This is a genomic window from Moorena sp. SIO4A5, assembly GCF_010672005.1.
GTDB lineage: Bacteria > Cyanobacteriota > Cyanobacteriia > Cyanobacteriales > Coleofasciculaceae > Moorena.
The window spans coordinates 1-13,562 of sequence record NZ_JAAHHZ010000047.1; the positions used below are offsets into that span (position 1 = coordinate 1).

Genomic DNA, 13,562 nt, shown 5'->3' on the forward strand with positions numbered 1-13,562 from the left:
CTATAGCTCGCAATTTTACACTCAATTTATACCGTGACCACATGTTTGACAACATGGCACAAGCTCAACGACTATGTTCTTTTGGTCTAGATACGCTTAAGCAACTTTTTAGAATGAAATAGCCCTGGGGTAGTGGCTATGTCTTACTAGCTGGCCAAGACAAAGTCAACCTAAAATATCGTGGTATTTCTTATGGCATTGCTGATTCTGGGTATGATTCCGGTGCTGATTCTGGGTATGATTCCGGTTCCGGTCGCCCCCCAATTTGGGAAGGAACAAAACTCTTAAAGTCCCCGGTAGTGAATCAGCAAAGTGTGGGATAAGCAAGGGAGTCATTCCAACTCCAAGGGGCGATCGCTAATCGCTAACAGGTGCATCTCATTAAAGCTAACTACTCAGAGCAAAAAGTAGAGCTTGTTGAGAAAGATGTAAATGGGAGCAGGTCAATTTTGTAAGAACACTTGAACTACAAACCCTTGAACTACAGTGTTTTCGGGGCTTCAGTACCAGTCATGAGTTTTTAGTACATTTGTTCTACGAATTTGACCTGCTCCCGATGTAAATCACAAGCCCCATCAAGTTAATGGTATATGTATATTGCAAGCCGTTGTAGACAGCGACCAGCAAAAATTAGGGCTTGAAAAGATTGAGATAAATTACAACCCCTTGAAGTATTAAGTAGATGGCAATCCAGGCGGATCGCGACCAATCGTCAGGTGGGCAGTGCCTACCAACGGGCTTTGTCAGCTGATTTGATCCGTATTAAGCACTGCCCACCTGACAGGAACTAGTCATAAACCAGTGATTAATCGTAGTAATAAACGTAACTTCTCAATTACCCCTGCACCCCCTGTGAAGGGATCTATGTTGGCAGTCCCCTTGCCAAAAGTACGTAAATCTGGTCTAACAGAGATATGACTGAAATTCCTGTGCTGGCCACTCTCGACGAAACAACCGACCTCCCAGAGGAGGAGCGTCTGCGCTTGTTTGTGCAACAGCAGCAAGCAATAATAGGGTTGTTGGCGGAGCAAAATCAAGCATTAGAGAAACAGGTAAAACAGTTAACCGAACGCATCAGTCAATTAGAAGAAGAGTTACGGCAGAAAAAGAAACTGAGCAAGAAGCCCCAGTTAAAAGCGAGTAAACTAAACCAAGGCATTGAGTCTCAGCAACAGAGTAGCAAACGACCTGGTTCAGCCAAACGCAGTAAAAAACAAGGGTTCGTGGTCAATGAAGAACGCAAAATAGAGCTAGAGGAGTTGCCAGAGGGAGCAAGATTCAATGGGTATCGGGAATATGACGTCCAAGAACTATGTATAAAGCGCAACAATATTCGATTTTTGTTGGCAGAGTACGTTTTAGAGGATGGGAGTGTTATTTGTGCCCAGTTGCCGCCAGAGTATAGCTTGACGGGTCATTATGGTCCGGAGTTGGTGGGTTATATATTGCATGAACACTACCAAAATCGAGTGCCGCAACCGTTGATATATCAACAGCTAAAGGATTGGGGAATCGATATTTCAGTCGGCCAAGTCAATCGAATATTAACCGAAAAACTAGAGGAGTTTCATCAGGAACAAGCCTCAGTGTTAGAAACAGGCTTGGGCTACTCAAACTACATTCACACGGATGATACCGGAGCCCGCCAGGGAGGTAAGAATGGGTATTGCACAGTGATTGGCAATGAGTGGTTTAGTTACTTTGCTAGTACTCTGAGCAAGAGTCGGAGCAACTTTTTGGAGCAACTCCACGGCAATAAACCAAGCTATGTACGTGGGGGAGTGTTCCCGCAAGTATTTACAGAGCTATAAATTAGGGAAAAAGCAATGGAAGGTCTTGGAGTTTGACTCCAAAGTCTTGGCCAATAGCACCCAAGCCTGGAATCAATATTTGGATTCTATCGGTATAGTCACGCCTTTGGCGGTTCGGTTGGTCACAGAAGCTGCCCTGCTGGGAGGTTTGATTGAGGGGGGAGTTAGTCAGAAGTTGGTGATTCTTTCCGATGGTGCAGGCCAGTTTAATCTCCTGGTCCATGCCTTGTGCTGGGTTCATGCTGAACGAGCCATCCGGAAATTAGAGGGGAGCACTGCTGTGTTTCGCCAGAACATTGAAGAAGTCCAAACCCTCTTGTGGGACTATTACCAAGAGCTAAAAACCTACCCAAAGACTCCCAGTGACCAGTACAAGAAGTACTTATGGGCTCGCTTTGATGAGGTTTTTGGTCGGTGCTATTTGCAACACCCCACCCTCAATAACACCTTGATGGGATTTAGGAAAAACAAGAAACAGCTTCTGAGGGTTCTTGATGATCCGGATATTCCACTCCACAACAATGCAGCCGAGTCTGACATCCGAGAATTTGTCACCCGTCGAAAAATTAGTGGTGGCACTCGCAATGATGTTGGACGAAAAGCCAGAGATACGATGGTAGGTTTGAAAAAGACTTGTCGCAAGCTAGGGGTTTGCTTCTGGGACTATCTATTGTCTCGGTTACGAGGTGACCACAGCATTCCCTCTTTACCAGAACTGATTAAACACAAATCCATGGAGCACTTACAGGTTGGTAACCCAGTCTGAAGCATTCCCAATTCAACTTGTAATCAGCACTTATTGAGAACTTGCTAATAAACCAGTGATTAATCGTAGGGTGGGCAGTGCCTACCAACGGGCTTTGTCAGCTGATCTGATCGGTATTAAGCACTGCCCACCTGACATGAACTAGTAATAAACCAGTGATTAATCGTAAGGTGGGCAGTGCCTACCAAGGTGCTTTGTCAGCTGATTTGATCTGTATTAAGCACTGCCCACCCTACATGAACTTCTCTGTTCCCTGTTCCCTGTTCCCTATTCCCTAAAACCCAAAAATTTGTACCTGACCGAATTGAAAACCGCTGTCAATTCATCCTAATATCATGTCGGTTTAAATGCACATAATTAAGCGACCTCGTCCGTGAGGAGCCAGTCATAGAAGGTTAACCCCCGAATCAACTCTTGTTGTTGGAGTAGCCTCTGACAGCGTTGATAGACCAACTCCTCAACTTCAGCCATCGAGTCAAAGGCTTGATTTACTAATGGCTCATTCACTAACGGCCATAATCGTTCAGCAGGTTGCAACTCTGGAGAATAAGGAGGCAGGTGCAGTAAGTGAATGCCTTCGGGTACCTTCAGCTTGTCAGTAGTATGCCAACCCGCTTGGTCGAGAGGTAAAATCACCCGCTTATTTTTGCCAAGTTTGAAGTGCTCAGCAAAGTCCTTGAGCACCCGATTAAACAACTCGGTGTTGACATAGGGTAAAAGCCACCAGTAGGTTTCTCCGCTGTGAGGTTGGACAAATGCATATAACCATAGCCACTCTCGCTTCCAGTTAACCCGAGCAATGGCTGTTTCCCCCAACTCGACCCAGACTCGTCGCATCACCGGTTGTAAGCCAATGCGGTGCTCATCTTGACACCAAATTTCGACGTCGGCGTCGTGATATTGCATCTGTACTCGATTCACCTCGTCCCTCAACTTTTTTTTCCAAACTTCTTGCTCGTGTTCATCACTGTGTTGATGCTGAGGGCGAGGAACTCGCAGCCGAAACTCCATCTGTTTGAGATATTTCCACCCCTGCTGCCGACTCACAGGCTTTCCCAGAACCTGACTCAGGTAGTCCGCCACTTTGCGTCCATTCCACAATCCACCATCGGGGGCTACCCCTCGAATCGCTTGCAGCAGATGGGCTTGTTGAACATCATCAAGTTTGGGTAAGGCACCTCGATTATGGCGCCGTAAATCCCCTAATGCCTCATTACCCAAGTGGTTGTAACTGCGAACCAACTCATAAATCCAGCTACGGCTGTAACCTGTTACAGCCGCCACCTCGTCGCTCTTGTTGCCTTTGGCTAATAACCAAAGGATTTGGTAATGTGAGCGTTCCGTTACCGTTTTGGCTTGGCGATAACCTTGCTCCAATTCATCAATAGTTAGGTGGGGGCTAATAGTAAGGCGTTTAGGCATTAGTAAAACATAGTAGATGCTACCTTCTATATTATGTGCATTTAAGCTGACATGATATAAGGATTAGAAGGGTAATTAAAAGGCGATCGCTTACAGCTCGTAGCGATCGCCTTTTGGTATTTGTTACTAAAGTTTGACAAAGTTTATAACAATCAATACTTTGAGGTTAATAATTTGTATTTTGGGCAGATGATCAAGGAATTTTTGCTTTGCTGAATTGAAGTATGAATGCGCGATCATTTGATTTTGATAAAGCCCTCTAAATCCACCAAATTTGGGGGGCTAGGAGGGCAAAATCATACCATCATTAAGCAACGCCAATAATCTCATGGCTGGACAATAGGGTAAGCGATTACCCTATTGTGTGAATCCACAGGTGTATTAAAATAAATCAGTTTCCTTTGAAAAAAACTCCTATAGAAAAAGATTTCGAGGAAATGAATTCGAGGTAAAACCTCTTCTAGCACTTCAAAACAAAATATCCCAACTTATCAACTATGTATACTATGATCGCCATCATAATTTCCTGGTGTGGGATATGGGGGTTACTTTGGGACATACCTATTCAACCTTTTTGGCGATCACTAATGACAATCTTTCTAGGCTTATTCCTACTCTATATTGATGATTTGAAATTGGACGAACTAAACTAGACTAACTAAGTAGTAGGACACAATTAGAAATGCTATACTGAGAATTATTAATCACAACTCAGCACTCAGGTTGAGCTAGGTAAACCTTGGTACGATACGTCAAGTAAACTAAACCTTTGTGATCACACCAACTGTTGTACAATTCCTGCAAATCAGAGATAAGTTTCTGGTGAGCTAATCCTTCCCGTGGGATATAGGAGACACTCTTAGCACGACCAATCAGACCATCTTTATCTAAGGCTTGCTGATAAGAAAAGGTGTAGGAACAGACCTTAGGAAACAATGGACTAGCGAGCAAGGGGTCTACCGAACACATACGGGACTCAGCCGGATGATGATTGGAGGCGATTTGCACTAGATGAGTATAGCCTTGGGTAAAATCATCTTGACGGTTGCGGTCATTCCAGACCACAGCTAATTGTCCAGTAGGCTTCAGGATACGGCGAAACTCTAGCAAACTTGGCTCTGGATCAAACCAATGGAAGGATTGAAAGCAAGCCACTAAGTCAATGGATGCATCAGGTAAGTTGGTCTGTTGAGCAGTTCCATCCCGGAATTCAACCAATGGATGGCTGGTAGCAGCTTGTCTCATCTGAGTATTGGGTTCGATGGCAATAACTCGAACTCCCCGTTGAGCTAGTAGCCGAGAGGAAATTCCTGTTCCTGCACCAATATCCGCAGCTACCAGTTGCCCTCTGTTCTCAAGTCCTTCCAGAATCTTGTCGATAGCTGCAGCTGGGTAACTGGGTCGGTATTTCGCATAATCTGCCACCAGTTCAGAAAATCGACTCTCTGGGTTCATCTGGTGTAATGGTGTTGTCTCAAGGTTCGTTTCGGTCATGATTAATACCAATCAGGATTTAGGCAATCACTGTACTTGTAGGGTAGGGTACTAGTTGTGTGGCCAGATTAGCAATTTTGACAAAGATTTACATAATCCGTGCATTGAGATGATTTTAGGCTTCGATCCAGGACGAGATAAATGTGGTGTAGCAGTAATGGAAAAAGAGGGTCAGCTGCTAACCCATGAGGTAGTCGCTTCAGGAAATGCGATCGCAAAACTCCAGCAACTGTGTCAACAATTCCCCATTGAAACCATTGTGATGGGAGACCAAACTACTGCCAAGAGATGGAAACGGAAAATCCAGGAGGAATTACCAGCATCAGTACCTATTGTCCTGGTAGATGAGCGCTACAGTAGTTTAGAAGCTCGCCCACGCTACTGGCAAATGTATCCTCCCAAAGGGTTCCAACGCCTTATCCCCCAAGGAATGCGCCAACCTCCTCGACCCATTGATGATATTGTGGCAATTTTGTTAATCGAGCGCTATATAATCAAAAGCAAAAGCTAAAAGGCATATCGTCTTCTTTCTTTGGGAATTACCTATTGAAAGCATGCTCAAGCCTCTTCTAATTTTCCCCTATTATCCCTTCTGAGACTATAGCATTTCTCATAGTAATGAGGTACAAATTTTTCCCATTCTCTACTCCCTACTCCCTACTCCCTACTCCCTACTCCCTACTCCCTACTCCCTACTCCCTACTCCCTACTCCCTACTCCCTACTCCCTACTCCCTATTCCCTACTCCCTACTCCCTACTCCCTACTCCCTACTCCCCAGAACAAAAGTACCTCAACGACTTGATAAATGCTATAGCTCAGCTCGAATGGTAAAAGCATAGTTTCCTCCTGGTTCGAGCTGGTAATCCCACTGTTCTAAAAATCGGCCAAGGGGTTCCTGAATCAAGGCACGGCCCAAAGAGGGGGTGACTAACAGCTGACTGACCCGAAAATGCCACTTAAACTCCCATTCATAGTCTGCGGCTTGGACTTCCCCTTCAATCTTGCCCTGTTGCCAGCAGTGCCGCGTAATTCTGACGTAGGCAGTGGTTTCAGGCAAACCCTTTGCACTCACAATGGTAAAAAATCCTAATCTGCTTTAAAGACATAGGTTAGCAGACCTGTTGGCAGATAAGTCAATAGGGATCAACCCGAATGTGATAGCAGTGTGGGTGGTTGATGACCAAGGAACCCAGGGGGTGCATGTCAGTTTTGTTAATCCCTGATTCAGATCCCCCGTTTCCCTTAATAAGGGGGACTTTTCAATCTAATTCCCCCCTTTTTTAAGGGCAGGGCTGTTTCAAAGAAAAATAAGTTAACGAGAAAAGGAGATAGGGGGATAGGGGGATAGGGGGATAGGGAAATAGCTCAAAATTTTCCGAAAAATCCCCAAATTTAGTCATTAAAATCTGACTAATTAGCCGGCTTCAATCAACTCAAATGACTAACAATTCGTGATTCGGCTTTTGAGTATGGTTAGATAAATTTGGCCAAAATCACGACTATTCGCGCTCCTTTTCTCCCCATCTCCCCATCTCCCCATCTCCCCATCTCCCCATCTCCCCATCTCCCCATCTCCCCATCTCCCCATCTCCCCATCTATTTTTGGCCAGAATGAAACAGCCCTACTTTTTTAAGGGGGGTTAGGGGGGATCTATGTACCTAATTACAAAGTTGACATGCTCCCAACCCAGGTGCTGATGGATGCTTTTTACGAGAAATTAACAAAAGCCGAAAGCCCCCTCTTTTTAAAGCGGGGATGAAGGCGAAATAGCTACTTTAGTCGCCGTTAATAAAAATATTATACCAAAGTCCGAAAATCTGATCTTATTTGATTTAGAATAAGATCAGGATATGAAAAGGTCTAAAGCGCTCCGCGTGACCTACGGTCAATGATTGTTTTAGAGTTCAAAGCATACGGCAAACAAAAACAATATTTTGCGATAGATGAAGCCATTTGCACGGCTCAATTTATTCGTAACAAATGTCTTCGCTATTGGATGGACAATAAGGGAGTCAATAAGGCTAATTTAAGCGCACTTTGTGCAATTTTAGCTAAGGATTTTCCGTTTGCTAATGAATTAAACTCTATGGCTCGACAAGCTGAAGGGGTGACGAAATAGCCTGAACAGCTTTAAATGTAAAGTTTTCACCATTTTGTGGTAAAAAAAAGATAGGTCTATTTTTTTCAACAAGACCTACCTATTGACAATCTTGCCTACATCCAAAACCACTTAAAAAGTCAACTTAATAGAGCCGAATACCTGTTCCGATACTTTTTAGCTACCAAAATCTACTTTGCAGATTTTAGCCCACTAATGCAAGCTGCTCTCGCAGCCAGGGGGTATCTCCCAAGGCCAAGATAGGTTTTGTTCCGCTCTTGGCGCATAAATCTGTGTTTAATAGAAAACGCAACCACTATCATGGTTTGCTTTGGTTTTCGGCTTCAATTCAAGGAACCAGAATGTTTTCTTTGACACTAGATTCATAATCAAAGTCTAACATATTTTTGGAGATACTGCAAGATATTTGTATAAAATCGTCAACAGTGGCTAGCCTTCTAATTCTGCTTAGTCTCCTACAGACAATTAAGGCTCTTCCGTACTTGTTATGCTAAATCAACACTTTGGCCAACGGCCTCAGTCCCTGCTCCCTTTCAAGCAAAAGACTATGTCCTAAACCATGCTTCCCTTGCTATAGTTTAATGCAACCTCGTTGAATTGACACTCCCCGCGTCTAATGACCGGGGAGTGTCTAATTGACCAGAGATTATTTAGCCAGAGATTATTTGGTAACTAATTAACCGGAATTACCTGATTTCGACATCACCAAATTTATCCAGCAGTCACGAGCTGACCTAAGACCTGCTGCACTAGGTCAACCAGTCTCTAAGCCGTCGAGCCACTTGCGGACGGCGTAGCTTACGCATGGCCTTGCTTTGAATCTGACGCACCCGTTCCCGAGAGAGATTGAACATGCCTCCTACTTCTTCTAGGGTGTAGGGTTCACTGCTGGCTAAACCATAGCGTAGAGAAATCACATCTTTTTCCCGCTCAGTCAGGACATCACTGAGAACTTCCCAAATCTCCTGGCGCATCATGGATTCATTCATCTTATCTTCGGGCAATCGTAGATCATTGTCTTCGAGCAAATCCATCAGTTCTGTGTCTTCCCCTTTACCAACTCTGTGATTCAAAGAAAGGGAGCGCCTACGCAATTCTAGTAACTGACGCAAATGGGAGAGGGAAATTTCTAGGGCTTGAGCAAGTTCTATTTCATTAGGATTGCGCTGGAGTTGCTGTTTAAGTTCCCGCTGAGCTTTTTTAAGTTTATTGAGCTTTTCTACAATGTGGATTGGTAGACGAATAGTTCGGGCATCATTGGCAATAGTACGAGTAATCGCTTGACGAATCCACCAATAAGCATAGGTAGAAAACTTGTAACCCTTATCTGGGTCAAACTTTTCTGCTGCTCGGTTTAAGCCCAACGCACCTTCTTGAATCAAATCTAGAAATGGTACACCCCGATTAATATATCGTTTAGCAATTGAAACCACTAACCGCAAGTTCGAGCGAATCATCTTGCGTTTTGCCACACGACCGCGATATAAATTCCCCTCCAACTGACGTTCTGTCATCTCGACCGCTGCAGCTACCTCAGCCTTGGTTGGTTTACGGTCTAACTTTTCGTGTAAGCTGTTGCGGAGTTGGTCGATTTCTACTAGGAACTTAACCCGACGGGCTAAATCTACTTCTTCGTCTGGCTTGAGCAATGGGTAACGAGCCATTTCCTTGAAGAATGCACCCACTGTGTCATCAGAGCCGCTTTTCCGGAAATTATGGGAAGTAGAGACCACTAGTTCATCGTCTTCGGTGAATTCGACCGCTACACGCTGTAAATCTGTTTCCTCTGGCTCAATGTGGTCAGTAACATAAAAATCCTTCTCTTCCGTAGACGGCATTGTATGAGTGTGGTTTAATTCTGTAATATTCATAGGGATGTGTGAGTTGCAAGTGTATTTTAAGTTTGTTAAAACCCTTGCCTTGAGGGATTGAGGCTGTCTGTTGCTGAAAATTGGCCGTTAATGAAAAGTCTATTATCAAAAATTGGTGTTGCTGGTTTCACAAAGAAGTTAATACTCTAGACAGAGCAGCCAAAACACGCTCCATACCCTCAAAGCTCAGTGACCCAACCTGCTTCAAGTAGTTGATGTGTGATTGACGTGATTATAAATTAATGGTTTTAAGCTTACCAGAAGCAGTTTGGCTAATTGTATCTGTAATTACGAAATGTTTAATTACATATATTTTAGTTAAACTCTAGGGTGACGGCAGGAGAGATAATTCTCTTCCCATTGCTTTTATTATTGATTTTGACTCTGGAAACAGAATCTCACATATTTTAGAATTTTCCTATCTATCAATAGTGATAGAATAGGAGCCTTCCCAAACTAAAGCTGCCCTATGTCTAATCCTCCTTTAGGTCTACTGTTAGCTGAGCCTAGAGCACTTTACTTTTCTGGTGGTGGCCAAGAAAAGTGGGTTGAAGTCCTAGTAGATTGTCCAGGAGTCCAAGGTATATATACTTATCGTAATGCATTGGATGTTTCAATCAATCCTGGAGATGTTCTGAGTGTGTCATTCGGGACTCAACAGCTAGGAGCGATCGCTATTCGGATTGTAGACTCTCCACCCCCAAACTTACCACTGGAGAAAATTAAGGACGTAGAGGAGGTGATCAGTCCCGGTTTCTTTCCAAGTTCCTACTGCCAACTGTTAGAGCGGGTGGCTCAGTACTACTGCACTCCTCTAATCCAAGTGATTCGGTCTGCTTTACCTCCAGGACTGTTAGGGCGATCGCAGCGTCGAATTCGCCTCAATTCCTCGGTCTTGCCTAAAGAGGCTCATGTCTTTGTCAATAATTCAGCAGCAAGTAAGATTTTGGAGATTCTCCAGGCTAAACCCAATGGGGATTACAGCTGGCAATACCTCCAACGTCAGGTAAAGGGGGCTAAAGCAGGATTACGTCACCTGCTCAAGCGAGGTTGGGTAGAAAGTTATCTGGAAGCTCCTAAGCCAACTCGTCCTAAGCTCAAGAAAGCTGTGACTCTGGTGGGTAATCTCAATCGGCCTGATCTGACTCGACGGCAACGGGAAGTATTGGAGGTGCTACGCCGTCGTGGAGGAGATTTGTGGTTGAGTGAACTATCACAAATTTGTAATGTTAGTTCGTCAACTATAAATTCTTTGGAAGATAAGGGATATGTGGTGATTGAGCCTAGGGAAGTATTGCGCAGTGCGACTTCACCAACCATGGCTACAGATGCCCCCAAAAACTTGACAAATGCCCAATCCCATGCATTAGACCTGATTAATAATCTCGATGGCTTTGCCCAAGTGCTGTTGCATGGGGTGACTGGGTCTGGGAAAACGGAGGTCTATCTACAAGCGATCGCACCAATCCTAGCGCAAGGGAAATCCGCTTTGGTGTTGGTGCCGGAAATTGGCTTAACTCCTCAAATTACTGACCGTTTCCGGGCTCGCTTTGGTGATAAAGTTCGGGTTTACCACAGTGCCTTGAATAAAGGGGAGCGCTATGATACCTGGCGACAGATGATCCCAGGTGAGCCACAAGTGGTGATTGGCACTCGTTCTGCTGTTTTTGCCCCTTTGCCCCAGTTGGGATTAATTGTTTTAGATGAAGAACACGACTCCAGCTTCAAGCAAGACCAACCTATTCCTACCTACCACGCTCGCACCGTTGCTCAGTGGCGAGCAGAATTAGAAAATTGTCCCCTGATTTTAGGTTCAGCTACTCCTTCGGTAGAAAGCTGGGTCAGTATTAAGGTGATGGGGGGAGCGAGAGATGGTCAGATCGGTAGTGAAATTAATCCCCTGACCTCTTCAGCTCCTGAGGTTCAACCCTTCACCTGTTCACCTCCTCAGCATCCAGAACTTAGCACTCATTACTTATCCCTACCGGAACGGATTCAATCCAGACCCCTGCCACCGGTGGAAATTGTGGATATGAGGCAGGAGTTACAAGCTGGGAATCGGTCGATTTTTAGCCGTTCTCTCCAAGACAGCTTGAGACGACTAAAGGAACAAGAGAAACAGGGGATTTTATTTATCCCCCGCAGGGGACACAGTACGTTTGTGTCTTGTCGTAGTTGTGGTCATGTGCTGGAGTGCCCTAACTGTGATGTTTCCTTGTCCTATCACTATACCCATGAAGGGGCTACTCAAGTATTGCGGTGCCACTATTGTAATTTCGGACAACTCCATCCCCGTAGTTGTCCAGAATGTAGTTCTCCCTACCTGAAATTTTTCGGTAGTGGTACTCAGCGGGTTGTTCAAGATTTGGCGAAGCTGTTTCCAGAGTTGCGAATTATCCGATTTGACAGTGATACCACTCGTACCAAGAATGCTCATCGCACTTTGTTAACTCAATTCGCTAATCGGGAAGCTGACTTGTTGGTGGGAACCCAAATGCTGACCAAAGGATTAGATTTGGCTCAGGTCACACTGGTGGGAGTGGTAGCAGCAGATGGACTACTGTATTTGTCAGACTATAGAGCATCCGAGCGGGCATTCCAAACCTTAACTCAGGTGGCAGGTCGTGCCGGTCGTGGGGATGACCCTGGTCAGGTAATTATTCAAACTTATTCCCCAGACCATCCTGTGATTCAGGCTGTCAAAACTCATAATTATCAGTCGTTTATCTCGGACGAATTGGAACAACGGGCAGCACTGAACTATCCCCCTTATGGTGATTTGATTCTGTTGCGCATAAGTGGATTGGATGCTGTGGCGGTAGAGAAGGTAGCGGAGGATTTAGCCGACAGCTTAGATACTCCTGAAGCCGAGTACGATATCCTAGGACCAGCACCAGCTAGTGTGATCCGGGTTGCTCGTCGCTATCGATGGCAGATTTTGCTTAAGTTTCCTCCTACTGTGCCCGCAAAGTTACTGAATTGGCGGGAATTACAGGATATGTGTCCTCCAGATATTAGCTTGACTATTGATGTTAATCCGTTGAATATAAGCTGAAAGGTATAAGTTAGTTGAAGGTTTAAAGTAGGTTGAAGGTTGAAGGTTTAAAGGTTGAAGGTTGAAGGTTGGTTGAAGGCTTAAGGTTGGTTGAAGGTTGAAAGTTAGGAGTTGAAAGTTGAAAGTTGAAAGTTATAGGGAACCTAAATAAATTGTGATAATTTCGATTCCCGATTACCGATTCCCGATTCCCGATTCCCGATTCCCAATTCCCAATTCTTAATTCTTAATTCTTAATTCTTAATTCCCGATTCCCGATTCCCAATTCCCGATTCCCGATTCCCGATTCCCGATTCCCAATTCCCAATTCTTAATTCTTAATTCTCAATTCTTAATTCCCTACTCCCTACTCCCTACTCCCTACTCCCTACTCCCTACTCCCTACTCCCTAATTTGTGAATACTCCTGCTCACGCCATCGTCAATCTCCTGATTTTAGGAAAAAAAAGAAAGCCGGAAAATAATTTACCAATTGTGTTCGGTGCGATCTTACCGGATTTGCCAATGGTAATTTTTTACGGATATGAGAAACTCCTCAGAGGAATTCCTGAAAACGTAATCTGGTCTGAATCCTATTATAACCAAAGCTGGCAAGTATTTTTCGATATTTTCAATTCTTTTCCACTAATACTAATAGGTGGCTTGTTAGCCTACTATTTTCGTCAAACCTTTCTGATTGCTATGTTTGCTAGCATGGCTCTTCATGGGTTAGGAGATCTTCCTCTCCATGCTGATGATGCCCACCGTCACTTTTTTCCATTGTCAAATTGGCGCTTTGAAAGCCCTGTGTCTTATTGGGATTCTCGTCATTATGGTCATATTTTTACTCCCCTAGAAGTGTTGGCTGTGATAGTGGGATGCTTTGTATTGTGGAGACGCCATACTTCGATGACCGCTCGGATTATTATTGCGATTGTACTTACTGTTTATTTTGGTTATGGAGTTTATGCTGTCTTAGTTTGGGGTTAATAGTTAAGCTATCAGTTATCAGCGGCGTTGCTGAATCAAGGGTTGGTTTTCGA

Annotated in this window: 12 protein-coding genes and 1 pseudogene; 8 read left to right on the forward strand and 5 right to left on the reverse strand. The window is 44.4% G+C overall.

Going from position 1 to position 13,562, the window contains the following annotated elements; genetic code table 11:
• The first annotated feature begins 914 nt into the window (after positions 1–914).
• The 3 genes from F6K57_RS16270 (at position 915) to F6K57_RS16280 (ending at position 2,855) form a co-directional block, all read left to right on the forward strand.
• A complete protein-coding gene (locus tag F6K57_RS16270; RefSeq protein ID WP_293069245.1) occupies positions 915–1,811 on the forward strand; it encodes a transposase in 897 nt (298 codons plus the stop codon).
• A gap of 46 nt (positions 1,812–1,857) precedes the next feature.
• Complete coding sequence (locus F6K57_RS16275; protein ID WP_293069246.1) at positions 1,858–2,577, forward strand: transposase; 720 nt, start codon at positions 1,858–1,860, stop codon at positions 2,575–2,577.
• A gap of 155 nt (positions 2,578–2,732) precedes the next feature.
• Complete coding sequence (locus F6K57_RS16280) at positions 2,733–2,855, forward strand: hypothetical protein (protein ID WP_293062760.1); 123 nt, start codon at positions 2,733–2,735, stop codon at positions 2,853–2,855.
• Positions 2,856–2,934: 79 nt separating this feature from the next.
• Here F6K57_RS16280 and F6K57_RS16285 read toward each other — a convergent pair whose 3' ends face one another.
• Both F6K57_RS16285 and F6K57_RS16290 read right to left on the reverse strand, forming a co-directional pair.
• Positions 2,935–3,999: an IS630 family transposase gene (locus F6K57_RS16285; RefSeq protein WP_293069247.1), complete on the reverse strand. Its 1,065-nt coding sequence runs from the start codon at positions 3,997–3,999 to the stop codon at positions 2,935–2,937.
• A gap of 711 nt (positions 4,000–4,710) precedes the next feature.
• On the reverse strand, positions 4,711–5,493 hold the full coding sequence (locus F6K57_RS16290; protein ID WP_293069248.1) for a class I SAM-dependent methyltransferase: 783 nt from the start codon (positions 5,491–5,493) through the stop codon (positions 4,711–4,713).
• A 109-nt stretch (positions 5,494–5,602) separates the two neighbouring features.
• Here F6K57_RS16290 and F6K57_RS16295 point away from each other — a divergent pair, with 109 nt between their 5' ends.
• Both F6K57_RS16295 and F6K57_RS16300 read left to right on the forward strand, forming a co-directional pair.
• Positions 5,603–6,004: a pre-16S rRNA-processing nuclease YqgF gene (locus tag F6K57_RS16295; protein WP_293046285.1), complete on the forward strand. Its 402-nt coding sequence runs from the start codon at positions 5,603–5,605 to the stop codon at positions 6,002–6,004.
• 107 nt (positions 6,005–6,111) lie between these two features.
• Entirely contained in the window at positions 6,112–6,297 is a 186-nt protein-coding gene (locus tag F6K57_RS16300) for a hypothetical protein (RefSeq protein WP_293069249.1), read from the forward strand.
• Positions 6,298–6,303: 6 nt separating this feature from the next.
• Here the strand turns inward: F6K57_RS16300 and F6K57_RS16305 are convergent, their stop codons facing one another.
• Together F6K57_RS16305 and F6K57_RS16310 are read right to left on the reverse strand one after the other, a co-directional pair.
• Positions 6,304–6,567, reverse strand: coding sequence for a DUF3146 family protein (locus F6K57_RS16305; RefSeq protein ID WP_075896297.1), 264 nt, complete (start codon positions 6,565–6,567; stop codon positions 6,304–6,306).
• Positions 6,568–6,968: 401 nt separating this feature from the next.
• Positions 6,969–7,091: a hypothetical protein gene (locus F6K57_RS16310; protein WP_293069250.1), complete on the reverse strand. Its 123-nt coding sequence runs from the start codon at positions 7,089–7,091 to the stop codon at positions 6,969–6,971.
• A 293-nt stretch (positions 7,092–7,384) separates the two neighbouring features.
• Here F6K57_RS16310 and F6K57_RS16315 point away from each other — a divergent pair.
• A pseudogene (locus F6K57_RS16315) lies at positions 7,385–7,597 on the forward strand (RNA-guided endonuclease TnpB family protein); the annotation flags it as partial.
• Positions 7,598–8,364: 767 nt separating this feature from the next.
• Here the strand turns inward: F6K57_RS16315 and F6K57_RS16320 are convergent.
• A complete protein-coding gene (locus F6K57_RS16320) occupies positions 8,365–9,486 on the reverse strand; it encodes an RNA polymerase sigma factor, RpoD/SigA family (RefSeq protein WP_293047778.1) in 1,122 nt (373 codons plus the stop codon).
• A 469-nt stretch (positions 9,487–9,955) separates the two neighbouring features.
• On the opposite strand from F6K57_RS16320, the gene priA reads away from it, so the two are divergent.
• Positions 9,956–12,541, forward strand: a complete 2,586-nt coding sequence (gene priA, locus F6K57_RS16325) for a primosomal protein N' (protein ID WP_293069251.1) — start codon at positions 9,956–9,958, stop codon at positions 12,539–12,541.
• Between the two features lie 395 nt (positions 12,542–12,936).
• Positions 12,937–13,509, forward strand: a complete 573-nt coding sequence (locus F6K57_RS16330; RefSeq protein WP_293069252.1) for a hypothetical protein — start codon at positions 12,937–12,939, stop codon at positions 13,507–13,509.
• Positions 13,510–13,562 lie beyond the last annotated feature (53 nt).

Excerpts from the sequence above, each read along its gene's own strand:
- F6K57_RS16310 (WP_293069250.1), bottom strand. The coding sequence starts at position 7,091 with ATGGGGAGATGGGGAGATGGGGAGATGGGGAGATGGGGAGATGGGGAG.
- F6K57_RS16320 (WP_293047778.1), bottom strand. The coding sequence starts at position 9,486 with ATGAATATTACAGAATTAAACCACACTCATACAATGCCGTCTACGGAA.
- F6K57_RS16285 (WP_293069247.1), bottom strand. The coding sequence starts at position 3,999 with ATGCCTAAACGCCTTACTATTAGCCCCCACCTAACTATTGATGAATTG.
- F6K57_RS16270 (WP_293069245.1), top strand. The coding sequence starts at position 915 with ATGACTGAAATTCCTGTGCTGGCCACTCTCGACGAAACAACCGACCTC.
- priA (WP_293069251.1), top strand. The coding sequence starts at position 9,956 with ATGTCTAATCCTCCTTTAGGTCTACTGTTAGCTGAGCCTAGAGCACTT.
- F6K57_RS16300 (WP_293069249.1), top strand. The coding sequence starts at position 6,112 with ATGAGGTACAAATTTTTCCCATTCTCTACTCCCTACTCCCTACTCCCT.
- F6K57_RS16290 (WP_293069248.1), bottom strand. The coding sequence starts at position 5,493 with ATGACCGAAACGAACCTTGAGACAACACCATTACACCAGATGAACCCA.
- F6K57_RS16295 (WP_293046285.1), top strand. The coding sequence starts at position 5,603 with ATGATTTTAGGCTTCGATCCAGGACGAGATAAATGTGGTGTAGCAGTA.